Annotated in this window: 16 protein-coding genes; 11 read left to right on the top strand and 5 right to left on the bottom strand. The window is 36.4% G+C overall.

Translation table 11 applies throughout. The annotated features are described in order from the left end of the window. Window positions 1-51 precede the first annotated feature (51 nt). From MW695_RS17445 to MW695_RS17425, 5 genes are all read left to right on the top strand, one after another. Complete coding sequence (locus tag MW695_RS17445) at window positions 52-840, top strand: SDR family oxidoreductase (protein WP_247106735.1); 789 nt, start codon at window positions 52-54, stop codon at window positions 838-840. A gap of 152 nt (window positions 841-992) precedes the next feature. Beyond that, entirely contained in the window at window positions 993-1883 is an 891-nt protein-coding gene (locus MW695_RS17440) for a PhzF family phenazine biosynthesis protein (protein ID WP_247106734.1), read from the top strand. 101 nt (window positions 1884-1984) lie between these two features. Beyond that, window positions 1985-2194, top strand: a complete 210-nt coding sequence (locus MW695_RS17435; RefSeq protein WP_247106733.1) for a response regulator — start codon at window positions 1985-1987, stop codon at window positions 2192-2194. A 144-nt stretch (window positions 2195-2338) separates the two neighbouring features. Further along, on the top strand, window positions 2339-3178 hold the full coding sequence (locus tag MW695_RS17430) for an aldo/keto reductase (RefSeq protein WP_247106732.1): 840 nt from the start codon (window positions 2339-2341) through the stop codon (window positions 3176-3178). A gap of 111 nt (window positions 3179-3289) precedes the next feature. Continuing rightward, complete coding sequence (locus MW695_RS17425; protein ID WP_247106731.1) at window positions 3290-4423, top strand: NAD(P)/FAD-dependent oxidoreductase; 1134 nt, start codon at window positions 3290-3292, stop codon at window positions 4421-4423. 130 nt (window positions 4424-4553) lie between these two features. Here MW695_RS17425 and MW695_RS17420 read toward each other — a convergent pair whose 3' ends face one another. After that, entirely contained in the window at window positions 4554-4799 is a 246-nt protein-coding gene (locus MW695_RS17420) for an HPr family phosphocarrier protein (protein ID WP_247106730.1), read from the bottom strand. 387 nt (window positions 4800-5186) lie between these two features. Here MW695_RS17420 and MW695_RS17415 point away from each other — a divergent pair, with 387 nt between their 5' ends. Continuing rightward, entirely contained in the window at window positions 5187-6554 is a 1368-nt protein-coding gene (locus tag MW695_RS17415) for an MATE family efflux transporter (protein ID WP_247106729.1), read from the top strand. 479 nt (window positions 6555-7033) lie between these two features. On the opposite strand, the gene MW695_RS17410 is transcribed toward MW695_RS17415, so the two are convergent. Then, complete coding sequence (locus MW695_RS17410; protein ID WP_247106728.1) at window positions 7034-7609, bottom strand: TetR/AcrR family transcriptional regulator; 576 nt, start codon at window positions 7607-7609, stop codon at window positions 7034-7036. A gap of 225 nt (window positions 7610-7834) precedes the next feature. After that, window positions 7835-8749 carry a CAP domain-containing protein gene (locus MW695_RS17405; RefSeq protein WP_247106727.1) on the bottom strand — a complete coding sequence of 305 codons (915 nt, stop codon included), beginning with the start codon at window positions 8747-8749 and terminating at the stop codon, window positions 7835-7837. 207 nt (window positions 8750-8956) lie between these two features. Here MW695_RS17405 and MW695_RS17400 point away from each other — a divergent pair, with 207 nt between their 5' ends. After that, complete coding sequence (locus MW695_RS17400; protein WP_247106726.1) at window positions 8957-10399, top strand: MDR family MFS transporter; 1443 nt, start codon at window positions 8957-8959, stop codon at window positions 10397-10399. Window positions 10400-10426: 27 nt separating this feature from the next. Continuing rightward, entirely contained in the window at window positions 10427-11086 is a 660-nt protein-coding gene (locus MW695_RS17395) for a ThuA domain-containing protein (RefSeq protein ID WP_247106725.1), read from the top strand. Between the two features lie 135 nt (window positions 11087-11221). Here MW695_RS17395 and MW695_RS17390 read toward each other — a convergent pair whose 3' ends face one another. Then, a complete protein-coding gene (locus tag MW695_RS17390) occupies window positions 11222-12076 on the bottom strand; it encodes a Cof-type HAD-IIB family hydrolase (protein ID WP_247106724.1) in 855 nt (284 codons plus the stop codon). Window positions 12077-12385: 309 nt separating this feature from the next. On the opposite strand from MW695_RS17390, the gene MW695_RS17385 reads away from it, so the two are divergent. Then, window positions 12386-12694 carry an IDEAL domain-containing protein gene (locus MW695_RS17385; RefSeq protein WP_247106723.1) on the top strand — a complete coding sequence of 103 codons (309 nt, stop codon included), beginning with the start codon at window positions 12386-12388 and terminating at the stop codon, window positions 12692-12694. Window positions 12695-12902: 208 nt separating this feature from the next. Here MW695_RS17385 and MW695_RS17380 read toward each other — a convergent pair whose 3' ends face one another. Beyond that, entirely contained in the window at window positions 12903-13349 is a 447-nt protein-coding gene (locus tag MW695_RS17380) for a cupredoxin domain-containing protein (RefSeq protein WP_247106722.1), read from the bottom strand. A gap of 154 nt (window positions 13350-13503) precedes the next feature. Here MW695_RS17380 and MW695_RS17375 point away from each other — a divergent pair, with 154 nt between their 5' ends. Together MW695_RS17375 and MW695_RS17370 are read left to right on the top strand one after the other, a co-directional pair. Then, window positions 13504-14502, top strand: coding sequence for a methyl-accepting chemotaxis protein (locus MW695_RS17375; protein WP_247106721.1), 999 nt, complete (start codon window positions 13504-13506; stop codon window positions 14500-14502). A gap of 157 nt (window positions 14503-14659) precedes the next feature. Continuing rightward, a complete protein-coding gene (locus MW695_RS17370; protein ID WP_247106720.1) occupies window positions 14660-15832 on the top strand; it encodes a TraB/GumN family protein in 1173 nt (390 codons plus the stop codon). Window positions 15833-15948 lie beyond the last annotated feature (116 nt).

The following is a 15948-nucleotide window of genomic DNA, read 5'->3' as shown; positions in this document are numbered from 1 at the left end:
TAAAATCCGGGTAGGATAAAGTTAATCACGTTCTCAATTAGGAGGTTAACGATGTCTACTGAAGGAAATACAGGTAAAGTAGCTATAATAACTGGAGGTTCTTCAGGAATTGGCCGCGCTAGTGCAATTGCATTAGCAAGACAAGGGTTGAAAGTAGCGCTTGTGGATATTAAGGAAGAGAAGGCGTTAGAAGTGAAACAGGAAATTGAGCATGTAGGTGGTAGCGCTTTAGTACTTGATACGGATGTTTCTGATGAGCAGCGAATGAAAGAGAGCTATCAAGCAGTCATTGATCAATGGGAAAGGTTAGATGTTGTTTATGCGAATGCTGGTATAAATGGTAAAGTCGAGCCAATTGAAGATTTAAGCGCGAATGATTGGGATAGGACGCTAGCGACTAACCTAAGAAGTACATTTCTTGCAACCAAATACGCCATTCCTCATATGAAGAAGGATGGTGGCAGCATTATTATCACGAGCTCTATTAATGGTACGAGAAAATATCGAGGTTTTGGTATGTCAGCATATAGTGCTTCGAAAGCAGGTCAGGTTGCATTTGGTAAAATGGCAGCCTTAGAATTAGCACGTTATAAAATTAGAGTAAATATCGTTTGTCCTGGAGCAATAAAGACAAACATTGGTGAAAACACGTTTAAAGAGGACGATGAACTAGATAAAATTCGTATTCCGATTGAATACCCTGAAGGCTCACAGCCGTTAGAACATAAGCCAGGTTCGCCCGATCAAGTAGCAGATCTAGTCTCTTTCTTAGCTTCAGAGCAATCTAATCATATAACAGGAAGTGTTATTCACATCGATGGTGCGGAGTCTTTACTCTAACTCTCCTAATTTCGCTGAAGCCTATCAATATACAATGGGAAAAGCCCTAAAAGAATGAATTTCTTTTTAGGGCTTTTCCATTAGAGAAACTATTTCTATTGCTTCATATAATGATTCAGACAATAATGAATAGAAAAAGGGGGAGATGAACAATGAGGAATTATCATATATTTCATATTGATACATTTACAGACCAAGCTTTTAGTGGTAATCCGGCCGGTGTCGTTCCGAATGCTGAAGGGTTAACGAGTAGCGAAATGCAACAGATTGCTAATGAAATGAACCTTTCAGAAACGGCATTTCTTTTTTCCAGTAAACTTGATCAGTCGGATTATCAGATCAAATTTTTCACCCCTTTTTGCGAAGTTGATTTTTGTGGACATGCAACGTTAGCAGCAGCTTGGGTTATAGCTCAGAAGTTCGATTTAAAGTCAAGTTCAGCTGTTGTGACGTTTGCAACAAATGTTGGAAGTGTTCCGGTGGAAATTAAACAAAAAGAAGATCATTTATTGATGATCATGACACAAGTGGAGCCAAAAGTTAAACAAGTGGATATAGAAAATGATCATTTAGCGAGTATGCTGGGTGTTACTGTTACGGATTTCGATTTACAATTACCAATAAAATTAGCTTATACGGGAAATTGGCACTTAGTTGTTCCGATGAAGAACCAAGCTTCTATTGATCAAGCATCTCCTTTATTCGAAGATTTAAAAATGTGGAACAAGGATTTTGGAATTGTCACAAATCATTTATTCACACGGCATACAAATGACCATAATGTCGATATTTACACACGTGATTTTGCTCCAGCTGTTGGTGTAAATGAAGATCCAGTTACAGGTTCGGCTAATGGTGCTTTAATCGGTTATTTATATATGGAAGGTCAATTAAGAGAATCTAAACAATATCGCATAATACAAGGGAATTCGATGAATCGACCGGGTACTGTATTGGCAACAATAACAAAACGAGCAGGCCATATACAGGTAAAGGTTGGAGGTTCTGCTGTTACGACGATTAAGGGCATGATAACTTTATAGAACAGCGATCAGAAGTCTATATGAGGCTTATTTTTAAATCTTTTGAATCACTTTGTGTGGCCTGTCATGATTGAATAAGGGACGTATTTTATTTGTCGAGGATGAAAAAATATCTCAAAGTACTTCAGCTTGAACTAGAGCATGAGAGGTATGAAACAACTATTTTTATGGACGTAATAATGGCTTTGAGTCGAGTTGAGGAACAGTCATGGCCTCTGATCTTATTAGACTTTATGCTGCCTACATTAAGTGGGATGGAAGTGTTGCGAACAAAACTAGCTTTAACTGCAGAGATACAGGAGACATATTAAGTGTAGAGCGGGATGATTAATTCTTAGAAGTCATTCATTGATTTTAAAGGTGTTCTTAATCATATTTGTTGAGTTTTTTATTGAAATTATGTTTAGATAATATATGAAAGGTTCATTTATAATTTTGTTTAAGGAGGAACGATTATGCCAAAAAGCTTGCAGGATACAACGACGTTACATAACGGTGTCAAAATGCCTTGGTTTGGTTTGGGTGTATTTAAAGTCGAAGAGGGTACAGAAGTTGTAGAAGTAGTAAAAGCGGCTATTCAACACGGTTATCGTAGTATAGATACAGCTGCCGTATATAAAAACGAAGAAGGCGTAGGCCGAGGTATTGAAGATTCAGGCATACCACGAGATGAGTTATTTGTTACTTCTAAAGTGTGGAATTCAAATCAAGGATACGAAGAGACTTTACATGCTTTTGATGAAACACTAAATAAATTAAAATTAGATTATTTAGATTTGTATTTAATTCATTGGCCAGGAAAAGATAAATACAAAGAAACATGGAAGGCGTTAGAAAAGCTTTACAAAGCTGGACGCATTCGGGCAATTGGCGTTAGTAATTTTCAAGTCCATCATTTAAAGGATTTAATAAGTGACGCGGAAATTAAGCCGATGGTTAATCAAGTAGAATATCATCCTCATTTAGCTCAACTTGAGTTAAGAGAATATTGTGAACAAGAGAATATTCAACTTGAGGCGTGGTCTCCATTGAAGCAAGGACAATTGTTAGCGGACCCTACCTTGAACGAGATTGCGAATAAATATAATAAAACCGTGGCGCAGGTGATTTTAAGATGGGATTTACAAAATGGTGTTGTAACCATTCCTAAATCAGTTAAGGAATCACGTATTATAGCAAATGCTGCCATTTTTGATTTTGAACTTTCTGCAAATGATATGAAGATCATTAACGACTTAAATAAGGATGAACGAATTGGTCCAAATCCAGATGAATTTATGGTAGGATTTGAATAAGTTTAATTGAGAAAAGAGTGTAACATGAGTTATTGTTGTTACACTCTTTTCTCATTCTAAATGGCTCGTGAAATGGTTGTCTAATGTCCGAAAAAGGAAAAAGGTGAGAAGATGAAGGTTGGTGTTATTGGTACAGGTATTTTAGGCGCTTCGACTGCGTATCATTTAGCTAAATCTGGTGTTGATGTCATTATGGTTGACCGAGACGATATCGGTAAGGCAACGGATGCAGGAGCTGGTATTATTTGTCCATGGCTATCGCAAAGACGTAATCAAAGATGGTACGAGCTCGTACGACGAGGAGCACGTTTTTACCGCACATTAATTCCAGAATTACAGCAATTAGGTGTGTTAAATACAGGTTATGAGCAAGTTGGGGCAATAAGTGTTCATACCGACTTAAATAAATTAGAGAAAATGAGAGAGCGTGTTCTTCTAAAAAAAGCGGATGCTCCAGAAATTGGTAATATTCAGATGCTTCATTCAAACGAATTGAAGAGATTATTTCCTTTCTTAAATGATTCCTATAATGGATTATTTATTAGTGGAGCAGCTCGTGTAAATGGAAAAGAAGTATGTCAGGCACTTGTTAATGGAGCCATTCAATATGGCGCTCAATTTATTGAGGGTGATGGTTCTATTTTAACTAAAGATAATGTTGTGACAGGTGTAAAGGTGAATGATGAAGTGACGTACTGTGATAAAGTAATTGTTACAGCAGGGGCATGGGCGAGAGAGCTGTTAAAGCCGTTAGGTCTGTCATTTCAAGTGAAACCGCAACGTGCTCAAATTGTTCATTTGAAGTTTTCTCATACAGAAGTAGACCAGTGGCCTGTTATTATCACACCAACAAGTAAATACATACTAGGCTTTCAAGATGGACGCGTCGTTGTCGGCAGCACATATGAAGATAGCAACAATTACGAACCGATCATATCCACGAAAGGGCAGAATGAACTTTTGAACGTCTTAGAGGAAGTGACTCCACAGTTACTTGATAGTCATTTGTTAGAAACTAAAATTGGTTTTCGCCCAGTCGTTCCAGATTTTTTGCCAGTGTTTGGCGACGTTAAGCAATTTCGAGGTCTCTATGCGGGAAATGGTTTAGGTGCGACTGGGTTGACGGCAGGTCCATTTTTAGGTTCTGAGCTAGCCCAATACGTTCAAGAGAAGGAAACGACGGTGGATGTAGAGCAATATTATTTAAGTGAGACTGTCATTGACGAGACTAATGGCTCAATATGAAAAGAAGAAGATTCCTATGAAAAATCATAAAAAAGGGTGCAAATTACCTTTTTAAAACTGAAAATCATCATAGGAATCTTTGTTACATAGACTTACAGAAAAAATATTTGAAGTCACACGTAGTATTAAATTATTTCTTTTCGAATAAGCCAGTATTTAATAAAGCTGTAAAAGCTTCCTCGTTATCACCTTCGCGGATTTCGATATCAACCTCTTGATCAGGCTGTAACGATACAGCTAAAAGTCCTAACAAGCTTTTTGCATCAATTACCCAATGGTCCTTTTTAATTAAGATCGTTTCAGGAAATGCACTTGCAGTGTTCACTAATGTTGTGGCAGTTTCAGCAAAAATTGGTTTTAATACTTTCACACGCATGTTTGTCACTCTCCTTTTTATTTTCTCTTATTATACTATAGGTTAAGCGTTATTCGTTTGGACCTTTTCAATAATAAAAAAAATTTGTATCGTTTAACCCTTAACAACTTAATTAAAACGAATCATGTAAACGTTGTCAATAGAGTCATAGAAATTCTTCTTTAAATGAAAATAATTTATTTTCATACAAATTAATAAGGTGTTAAAACAGACGAGTATACGAATGGCCACTCGTTTATTTTTATCTCTATTACAATTGTACTAAAGTATAATAAAAAGTTTTGTTGTAATAAATAAAAAATTCAGTCTTTGGGCAAAAGACTAGACATAGCTCGTCTAAAAGTAGACAATATCCTAATGAACATTCAACAGTTTGGAGGTTAAGCTATGTATCATGCCAAGAATTGGAAAGAGAAATGCTCGTTATTATTACAAATTCTTTGGCCAATTATGGTCACACAAGTAAGCTTATATGCCATGAATTTAGTAGATACAATGATGTCTGGGCGTGTTGGCACTGACGATTTAGCAGGTGTCGCAATCGGTTCTAGCTTATGGTTGCCAGTCTTTTCGGGTATTAACGGGATATTACTTGCCGTGACACCAATTATTGCTTATTTAATAGGAAAGGGAAAACGAGATGAAATTGCTGGTTCTGTTACACAATCATTATATGTGTCAGGACTATTAGCTATATTGATTATCGTATTGGGAGCTCTATTTTTAAAACCGATACTAGCGATTATGAACTTAGAGCCAGATGTTTATTATATTGCCTATCATTATTTAATCGGATTATCGATTGGTATTTTACCGTTATTTGCTTCAAGTGTTTTACGCTATTTCTTTGACGCACAAGGATTTACGAGGCTTACAATGTTCATTACAGTACTAGCTGTTCCATTTAATGTCCTTTTAAATTATGGATTTATATTTGGAAAGTTTGGACTACCAGCATTAGGAGGGATTGGAGCTGGTTATGCAACGGCTGTTACGTATTGGATTATTTTGCTATTTAGCATTTGGACAACTTTTAAAGTAGATGCCTTACGTCATTATCGCTTGTTTGTTCAATGGGCTAAACCATCGCTACTAGCTTGGAAGGAACAATTAGCTATTGGAGTTCCTATTGGCTTGTCTATTTTTTTTGAGGCAAGTATCTTTGCTGTCGTAACACTTCTAATGGGAATAATGTTTTCAACCGTCACCGTTGCAGCTCATCAAATTGCTTTAAGCTTTACTTCGCTTATTTTTATGATTCCTTTAAGCATTTCGATGGCGCTAACAATCGTAGTTGGTTTCTCAGTTGGTGGAGGACAAATAAGAAATGCCAAACAATATGGCTACCTCGGCGTATGGGGAGGAATGCTTATCTTAGCATTTGGTGCTATTTTCCTTTATTTATTCAGGGAGCCAATTTCCTATTTATACACATCTGATTATAATGTTGTGAAAATAGCGGGACAATTCTTTATTATCGCTATTTTTTATCAGCTATCCGACGCTGCACAATCTGGTCTACAAGGTGTATTAAGAGGTTATAAAGATGTAAAAGTACCTTTTATTACGGCCTTTATTTCGTATTGGTTGATTGGTATGCCAGTAGGGTACATATTAGCTGCGAATACTAATTTAGGTCCATTCGGCTTTTGGATTGGAATTACAATAGGCTTAACCTGTGCAGCAGTCGGATTTCTCATTCGTTTATGGATTGTACAAAAAAGAGTCGAATCACTACTCGTACAGACAAATTAGGATCAAGGTGAATGTTAAGCTTTTTATACAAAGTGCTATTTGTTTTTGAATCCGCATTTCGGGCAAGAGTTAATCCAAGACTCGAATTCATATTGACAGTTTGTACATTGAATAGTGTTTGTCGGAATAAGCTCTTTGAGTAGTGAAGAATGCTGCCTGTTTAGACTTATTATCTGCTCTTGCTTATCAATAATTGTGCCGAAAGAAAAAAGAATAGATGATAGCAAAATAGACATAAATGTGTATGTGAGAAAGCCTAAAAAAGTACCCGAGAAAAAACCAATAATGAGACCTATTAATATATTTAGCACTCCTAGACCAAAAAGAAAAAGAGTCATTTTGTTCATCTCCTAAACTATCTGTGAAAGTAGTTGTCATTCTATCATATAATTAGGAATATGATTTCTGGTATTTATGATTGTTTGTACAAAAAGAAGCATTTCTATATATGGAAGGACGTCTTATTAAGATGCTTACCATTAATTATTAAACAAATGAAAAAGCTGTTTTGAAACAATTGAAAAAGGTTCTGTCGATTGATTCGCAATTGATAGTGTAACAGCACCTTCCATTAAGACAATGGTTGTAACACTTTTCTCAGCAGCAACCTTTTTGGATAGCCCACACTTGATAAATTTCTGTTCAAGAATGGATTGCCACTCATAATAAGTGTCACGACAAACGGATCTTAATTCTTGACTCATCGATGCTGTCTCTAATGTCAGTAATCCAATTGGGGCTGGACCACCTTCCTTTATATAATCGATATCAAGCTCTTTTTCAAAATGGCGAAATAGAGCTTGGATGGCTTCAACCGGACATTGATAGGGCTCTATCGTTTTCTTCAAATGCTCAGAAGAAGATTTTCTTGTCATAAGGACGGCTTCAATTGCAAGCTCTTCTTTTCCATTTGGAAAGAAATGATAGAGCGAACCTTTGGGCTTTTTACTTTCTTTTATGATCTGATTCATACCCGTAGCATGATAGCCTTGGTGCCTGAATAGCCTTGATGCTGTTTTAAGAAAAATATCTTTAGTGTCTTTTTTTGGTTCCATCTTTATTTCCCCCTTGATCGTTAATCTCTTATTTTAGTTATAAGATTCAAATCGAATTCTGTCAATTGTTATCGAAGCGCAGAGAGGTGAAAAGCGGAATCGCAGCAATTTTTCATTAACCATAAAAAGCCTATCGACAGTTTCGCTTTTACGAGACTTTGTCGACAGGCTGAGAGGCTGGGACATAAAAATATAAAAAACTTATATCCCAGCCTCTTTCTGTTTTTATCGGCTAATAAACATTTGTGTCCAATAGTTTCCTTGTTCAATGTATCCAACGCCTATATGAGTAAAATCATTGCTTAAAATATTGGCACGATGACCTTCGCTGTTCATCCATGCTTGAACAACTTCCTGAGCAGAACGTTGGCCTTGAGCAATATTTTCTCCTGCTGAATTATAGGAAACGCCATAATCACGCATCATGTCAAATGGAGATCCGTATGTTGGACTTGTGTGCGAGAAGTAATTATTTTGTTGCATATCTCTTGATTTTTCCCTTGCAACATGACTCAATGATGAATCAGCTTGTAGTTCTGGGAGTCCATTATTACGCCTTTCTTGATTCGTTAAATCAATAACTTGTTGCTCGACCTCGCTAATTCCTTCTGTTTGTTGTTCGGTATCCTCTTGCTCTGGCTGCTCAGTTTCTTGATCTGGTTGTTGTTCAGTTGTTTCATCGGGCGCCTCAGGTCGTTGCTGATCAGGACCTTGTTGTGGTCTCTCGGGTTGAGTAGGCTGTTGGACATGACCATGTCCTCCCCCTTGTTGGATTCGTTCCATTATCTGTTCAGGAGATAGCTGTGTTGCTCCTTCTGGAATAAATCGTTCTAAGTCTTCAACGGTAATATGACGAATGTTTTGGGGGAGCTGTTGTAAGACATCTGTTGGCAGCACCTTTTCGATTTCAGCGCGAGTAATTTCTTGGGAATTTTGAACCGTATAATCATATTTTGCGTGCTGTAATTGAATTGGTTTTGTATGAGGGAACTCTTCACTTGACTCCGTTGTATAATCGCTTGAGAGTTGACCAATCGTCCCTCTATTTTGCATGTTGCCATTACGTGCTTCATCAGCCTGGTTACAAGCAGTGAATAATAACAATGTCAATACAATCGTTATCCATTTCATTTTTTTCATAGCTGTGTGTACTCCTTTATGAATAGTGTTATTTCTATTTGTAGTATTATGAAATTTGTTAAAAAAAATGGTGGTAATTATTTGAAATATTTACTGGTGTAAAAAAACCAACATTTTAAGCGTTATATTAGAAATAAGTTTGAGATTCGTGTACGCTATTGAAGTTGAACTTATATATTGATTGAATGGAATAGGAGAGGGGAAGCTATGAGCATACCAGCATATAACAGAAAAACAATTGTCGCTTTATTATTAGCAGGGTCATTTATTGCAATTTTAAATCAAACGTTAATGATAACGGCAATTCCACCTATCATGACTGAAATGGGTGTGACAGAAAACAGTGCTCAATGGTTGACGACTGTTTTTATGCTTGTTAATGGTATTATGATTCCAATAAGTGCTTTTTTAATTGAACGATTTACGACTAGACAGCTTTTCATAAGTGCGATGAGTATCTTTGCATTTGGGACTCTTTTTGCAGGTGTTGCACCGAACTTTGAGATGCTATTAGTGGGGAGGATGATCCAGTCGGCGGGAGCTGGAATCATGTTACCTTTAATGACAACCGTTTTTCTGCTCATTTTTCCCGTTCGCAAGCGGGGAGCAATAATGGGCTTAATTGGCTTAGTAATTTCATTTGCCCCTGCTATTGGGCCTGCTCTTTCGGGGTGGGTGACGAGTCATTATTCATGGCGTGTATTATTTTATATCATATTGCCTATCGCTATTATTGACATTTTTATTGCAGTGTTTGCATTAAAAAATGTAACTGAACAAAAAAAATCGAAAGTAGACATACTTTCCATCATTTTCTCGTCGTTTGGCTTTGGTGGATTATTATATGGATTTACGAGTGCAGGTAATAATGGTTGGCTCGATCCCATGACCATTATCATCCTAATTATCGGTCTTATTTTCATTATATTATTTGTAACAAGACAGCTGAAACTAACATATCCAATGTTAGAGTTTCGTGTTTTTACATTTAAGATTTTTCCTTACGCCGTTCTTATTGGTATGGTTGGTTTTATGGGGTTAATTGGTACAGAAACATTAATACCTTTGTATATGCAAAATATGAGAGATTTTACTGCCTTTGAATCAGGACTGGCTCTCTTACCAGGAGCGCTCATAATGGGGATGATGTCACCAATTACAGGGAGAATATTTGATAAATACGGAGCGAAATGGTTAGTATATATCGGCCTTACGATATTAACAGTATCGACATTTGCCTTTGCAATTTTAGGTCCTGAAACGTCGTTTACTTATTTGACTGTTATGTTCGCTATTCGAATGTTTGGTCTGTCTATGGTGATGATGCCTGTAGCAACTGCTGCATTAAATCAAATTCCTAAGCGGTTAATACCACACGGGGCTGCGATGGATAACACGATGAAAATGATCGCCTCTTCTGTAGGTACGGCATTGTTAGTATCAGTCATGACAACAACAAAGGAAAGTGTATCAAGTAATGCAGGAATTTCAAATCCAGATATCTTTGGTGCAAATGTTTCCTTTTTGCTCTTAGCTATTTTAACATTATTCACATTTATTCTGGCATTTTTCATTAAATATGATAAGCCTGCTCATATTAATGATGAGGATGCATTAAATGAAAAAGCTAGTGAGGAGTCTTACAAATAAAGATCGAACATTCAATGAGGTGATAGAATGTCTAAGAAAATCTTTGCATATTTAGGTGATTATTATCATGAATTGGACCTAATGAAAGAATCGTTGTCATTAGTTATGAAGCAATTGAAGGTAGAGACGGATGTTACATTTGTTATCCGATCTGTTGACACATTAATAGAAGATCTCAAAATGGAGCCAGATGTTGTCATTCTTTCAAAGGAAAATCGTTTAAACCCTGAAGATGGTAAAGTGATTTATTGGATGGATGATGAGGTGGCCAAGAGTATTGCATCATATGCTGAGGGGGGCGGAAGTTGGTTTGCATGGCATTCGGGATTAGCTTCATATGATAACATTGACACCTATATAAAAATGCTACGTGGGTATTTTACATACCATCCACCACAAGCAAATGTGACGTATGAGCCGGTTAGTCATCATCCTTTTACAAAAGGTTTGGCGAGCTATGAAGTTTGGGATGAACATTATTTCGTATCATTTGTAGAGAATGATACGACTGTTTTCCTTCGTAGTGTTTCTGACGATGGTGAAGCAGTAGCCGGTTGGCATCATCGATATGGGAAAGGACGTGTTGCTTGTTTCACACCTTCTCATTGTCGTGAAGCTTTGTTACATCCTTACATGCAACAAATGATGAAGAACATTATCGTTTGGTGTTTAGGTGAAAACGGTTGATAGGGTAGAAGGACACTGAAATTAATTGTTTTCATGCCCCTGAAAAAAATAAAACAAACTTTTTCAGGGGCATTTTCATAAAGACTCAATCCCGCATAATACTACGCAAATAAGAAAAGGCCGATACGCGTTTTTTTATGAGAGCATTTCCTCAATCGCATGTGCGACGCCATTTTCAATATTTGTCTTTGTTACATAGTTACTAATTTCTTTAATTCCATCCTCGGCGTTCCCCATAGCAACACCCCATCCAGCCATTGAAATCATTGATTCATCGTTAAAGTTATCTCCAATCGCCATCACATCACTCATGTTCATTCCTTTTTGATTGGCATAATAGGACAATGCAATTCCTTTTTGAGCTTTCGGATGATTAAACTCTAAATTAGAGAAACCTGAGGAGGTAATCGTTAGTTGATCATGGTCTTTCAATTGATTACGAACAGCTTCTAGCTCATGATCAAATATAGAGAATGCTAAAATTTTGTACGGAATAATTTCAGTGTTATTAAATAATTTTTCAAAGTTTTGGATCACTTCAATTTCTTCATCTTGAAAACGTTGCTTAGCTAATGTTTCCACATCTTCACGCTTTAATTCAGGGTTTGCAGATAGCGTAATATCAACCATAACCTGGACAAATTTATCACGGCTATCGGAATATCCACCTTTGTTTGTAAATACTTCAAAATACATTCCTTCTTCATGGCAAGCTTTTTGAATTTGAAAGCAGGAAGATCGTTCTAATGGAGCATTGTAAATTAACTCTTGCTCTAAAGTATAAATTTGAGCCCCATTTAAACAAATAATTGGACAATTTAATTCGGCTTGTTGTAGAGGTTTATAAGCGGCACTAAAAGAACGCCCTGTTGCAACAACGACTTCAATCCCTGATTTTTGGGCTTTTCGAATTGCAGCGGCATTTTCCTCGCTAATCATATGCTTCTCGTTTAATAAAGTACCGTCTAAATCAGTTGCAATGATTTTCATTTTCGTAGACTCCTAACTGTCTTTATATATATTGTAATCAATCCTTTTTACATCATAACGATAAAATATAGAAATTTCACGCTGCATGCACTTATTTTTATTTCAAAAAATCTGTTAGCGTTTACAATTATGATCGAAAAGGTACTATCTTCTTTTACTTATTGGGTGAATGCACAAGAAATAGAATTTGTTTATGAATATAATGCCGTATAGACATTCATGGACATTTATTTCGGAAGGCTGGTGAGATTAATGAGCAAAAGGTATTATAAGCGTCCTCAAATCGGCGATTGGGTACGAGGCAAAACAATGATTGGTGAATTAGTTCATGGATATGTCGAGCATGAAGAGGTGTATCAGACATTCATAAAAGTGCGGGTATTAATATCTGACAACAAGAAGTTAATAGGGAAAATTGTGCGTATTGATGAAAAAGAGTTGCAAATTTACTCAATGACGGACCGTTGGACAAAAGATGAGATGACAAATTTAATTGATTTAGCATTAAGCACTCGAGATCGAGAGTGGTTTGACAAACTTTCATCAAAAGTGAAAAAAGGAGAATTTTTGGATGTAATAAAAAATCAAGAGACTTTTTCTAGGTTTGCGAAGAAGTAATAATAAGATAGGAGTATAGAAATTGGCAATTGAAAGAAGGATGCTTATATATTGTTGTTACGTCCAATTAAAAGTATTCTTATTAATTGGACGTAACGACATTGAAACTAGTGAAGAGTTACATATCGATCAAAATAGAATATTTCCATGAATAATTAAGGAAACGGTTATGTTTGATACGTGTAAGGAAAGATCTTTCATTTATTAATCAATCGACTATTAAGTAGGCAATCATTGGACCATGATGATCAATCGTTGAATGTGCTGTGCAAATTAAACGATAAATACCTTCTTCTTCAAAGTGCAATTGTAGGACGGTCTCTTCTCCTTTTCTTATCGTACCTGAAACATTCGTTCCTTCAATTTGGAAAGGGTGCTCTTTCCCGTTTACACCGTAAATTCGAAGAGTAATATCTTTTCCTTTTGGGATATAAACGGTTCCGGGATCCCACCGATATGACTCAATTTCTCTACCATCCTCTGTGGTCGTTTTGAATTCAGTTGTAACCATATGAAGCTCAAATTCATCACCAATCGGTTTAACTGTTGTGATCGCACCTAAGCTTGTTTGAAAATAAAAGTAAGCCCCAACGAGTGTACACAGGAAAACAATGGCGATATACAACCAACTTTTTTTGATTAATACTAACGTCAATTTATTCCTCCTCCTTTCTTCATCTATTTCATCTATATGCATGTCCGCTATAAATACTTGTCTAAAATGATAAAATTCCCATCAGAAAAATGATATAATTTGACAGGGTCGCATAAAGAGAACAACGACAATTCGAACATAAGGGGAAGAGACGATGAAGGAGCTAGTAGAAAAGCAGTTAAATGTGTCGGTATTGATGAATGAACTAAAGAAAGATAATCAGGAAATGGAACATGTTATGAGAGATATCCAAGACATTTCGATGAAATCGAACATACTTGCATTAAATTCAGGGATTGAAGCTGCTCGAGCTGGTGAAGCAGGACGAGGATTTTCAGTTGTAGCTACTGAGATCAAGAAATTTGCTGAGCATAGTTTGAAGGCTAGTCAAAAAAGCGAAGAGCTCATTCAGAGAATTCAGCAAAAGGCGAACGAAATTATTGCGATTCGAACGGTAGATATTGCTTTTGATACAATTGATAAAATTGATAGAAATTTATTTGAACGGAATTGTGATGTTCAAGCATGGGCAAGCTTTAATGTCGTAAAAAATTGCTTACTTAATCCGTCAAAAGAAGGTAAACAGCTTGCTGAAGGGTTATTGCAAAAAATCCATCAGATTTATGAAGTGTATTACGATTTACTTGTACTCGATTTAGAAGGCAATATTGTTGCAACAGCTCAAAACAATCATCAAATAGGTAAAAATATGGCTGATCGTGAATGGTTCCAACAAACTGTAAAAACCAAAGATGTGTTTGTAACAGATATGTACTATTCGTCTGTAGTCGATGGCTATACGATGAATTACTCGAGTCCTGTATTAGATGATGAAGGAGAAGTGATTGGTGTTTTCACGACACGCTTTAATTGGGAATATATTTACGATATTATTGATTCAGTCAAAATTGATGAAAATAGTAAATTATACGTAATTAATTCAAAAGGTGAAGTCATAGCATCAAAGAATCGAACGGATGTATTCCAAGCTAATTTAGGCGAAATTAAAGCGGTACAAAAGGTCCTTTCACGTACTGAGAAACAAGGGTTTACAGTTGAAGGCACAAACATATATGCATATAGCTTAACAAAGGGCTACAATGCTTATAAAGGAAAAGGCTGGGCTGTAATCGTTGAAGAATCAATCGTGTGATGACTAAGAAGAAGTTAACTGAAAAGAGGTTAGCTTCTTTTTATTAGTATAGATCCTTTCTACTCATAAACAGAATTGTTCTATGATATAATGAAGGAGAAAATTGTACATAATCGTTTTGTATCGTATTTGTTAGAATGAGGAGGACATATCGTACATGTCAGAGGAATATATTACGAGGTTAACCGTCAATGGAAAAGAGATTATACTTGTAGGGACTGCACATATATCCAAGAAAAGCGTAGAACAAGTGAAAGAGGTAATAGAGCTTGAGCGACCAGATTCCGTTTGTGTGGAGCTTGATGAACAGCGCTACCACTCAGTTATGAAAGGTAATTCATGGAAGGATATGGATGTATTTAAAGTGATCAAAGAGAAAAAATCAACACTTCTCCTTATGAATTTAATTGTTTCATCCTTTCAGAGAAGAATGGCTAAACAATTTGGGATTAAGCCAGGTCAGGAAATGATTCAAGGTATAGAATCTGCAAAGGAAGTTGATGCCAAGCTTGTCTTAGCCGATCGTAATATACAAATTACGTTCGCTCGTATTTGGCATGGGGTCGGTTTTTGGGGGAGAGCTAAGCTGTTAACTCAATTAGTGTACAGTATTTTTAGTAAAGATGAGATCTCCGAACAAGAGCTTGAAAAGATGAAATCGAAAGACATGTTAAATTCAATGTTAACGGAATTTACCGAAACGTTTCCACGCCTGAAAGTTCCATTAATAGATGAGCGTGATCAGTACTTAGCTCAAAAGATAAAACAAGCTCCGGGTGAAAAGGTTGTGGCTGTATTAGGTGCAGCTCATGTTCCTGGTATAAAAGAAGAAATACGACATGATCATGACATTAAAACGTTAATGAAACGACCTCCTAAATCGATAGCGCCTAAAGTTATCGCATGGATGATTCCAATTTTGATTTTAAGTATGATTGGGTATGCCTTTTTCTCTAATCCTGAAATAGGAATGAACTTAACATGGAGCTGGATCCTGTGGAATGGAACATTTGCTGCAATAGGTGCGGCTATAGCGTTTGGTCATCCTTTATCCATTTTAACGGCTTTTCTAGTTGCACCAATTAGTTCTCTGTATCCATTGCTAGCAGCAGGTTGGTTTTCTGGGTTAGTCGAAGCGATTAAACGAAAGCCTAAAGTATCTGATTTTGAATCCTTGACGGACGATGTTTTTACTGTAAAAGGATTTTGGCGTAATAATGTGACACGCATTCTGTTAATGGTCGTATTAACGAATTTAGGTAGTACGTTAGGAACGATTATAGGTGGGGCTGATGTAGTTCGCTTATTTTTACAAAATATATTTGGATAAGGCAAGGAAGACTACTTTCGTGTGAAATGCACGAAAGTATTTTTTTCCAAGCACGTAGTCTAACTCCACTATCTTTAGTCGTAGATATTTTCTATCCTAGGCTGGTTCAAAGTTGT

The sequence above is a fragment of the Halalkalibacter sp. APA_J-10(15) genome, assembly GCF_023017105.1.
Classification (GTDB): Bacteria; Bacillota; Bacilli; order Bacillales; family Bacillaceae_D; genus Halalkalibacter.
This window is presented reverse-complemented; position numbering and strand designations above follow the sequence as displayed.

What these genes read in the sequence shown, in the direction of transcription:
- MW695_RS17445 (WP_247106735.1), top strand. Translation starts at nt 52, where the DNA reads ATGTCTACTGAAGGAAATACAGGTAAAGTAGCTATAATAACTGGAGGT.
- MW695_RS17440 (WP_247106734.1), top strand. Translation starts at nt 993, where the DNA reads ATGAGGAATTATCATATATTTCATATTGATACATTTACAGACCAAGCT.
- MW695_RS17435 (WP_247106733.1), top strand. Translation starts at nt 1,985, where the DNA reads ATGAAAAAATATCTCAAAGTACTTCAGCTTGAACTAGAGCATGAGAGG.
- MW695_RS17430 (WP_247106732.1), top strand. Translation starts at nt 2,339, where the DNA reads ATGCCAAAAAGCTTGCAGGATACAACGACGTTACATAACGGTGTCAAA.
- MW695_RS17425 (WP_247106731.1), top strand. Translation starts at nt 3,290, where the DNA reads ATGAAGGTTGGTGTTATTGGTACAGGTATTTTAGGCGCTTCGACTGCG.
- MW695_RS17420 (WP_247106730.1), bottom strand. Translation starts at nt 4,799, where the DNA reads ATGCGTGTGAAAGTATTAAAACCAATTTTTGCTGAAACTGCCACAACA.
- MW695_RS17415 (WP_247106729.1), top strand. Translation starts at nt 5,187, where the DNA reads ATGTATCATGCCAAGAATTGGAAAGAGAAATGCTCGTTATTATTACAA.
- MW695_RS17410 (WP_247106728.1), bottom strand. Translation starts at nt 7,609, where the DNA reads ATGGAACCAAAAAAAGACACTAAAGATATTTTTCTTAAAACAGCATCA.
- MW695_RS17405 (WP_247106727.1), bottom strand. Translation starts at nt 8,749, where the DNA reads ATGAAAAAAATGAAATGGATAACGATTGTATTGACATTGTTATTATTC.
- MW695_RS17400 (WP_247106726.1), top strand. Translation starts at nt 8,957, where the DNA reads ATGAGCATACCAGCATATAACAGAAAAACAATTGTCGCTTTATTATTA.
- MW695_RS17395 (WP_247106725.1), top strand. Translation starts at nt 10,427, where the DNA reads ATGTCTAAGAAAATCTTTGCATATTTAGGTGATTATTATCATGAATTG.
- MW695_RS17390 (WP_247106724.1), bottom strand. Translation starts at nt 12,076, where the DNA reads ATGAAAATCATTGCAACTGATTTAGACGGTACTTTATTAAACGAGAAG.
- MW695_RS17385 (WP_247106723.1), top strand. Translation starts at nt 12,386, where the DNA reads ATGATTGGTGAATTAGTTCATGGATATGTCGAGCATGAAGAGGTGTAT.
- MW695_RS17375 (WP_247106721.1), top strand. Translation starts at nt 13,504, where the DNA reads ATGAAGGAGCTAGTAGAAAAGCAGTTAAATGTGTCGGTATTGATGAAT.
- MW695_RS17370 (WP_247106720.1), top strand. Translation starts at nt 14,660, where the DNA reads ATGTCAGAGGAATATATTACGAGGTTAACCGTCAATGGAAAAGAGATT.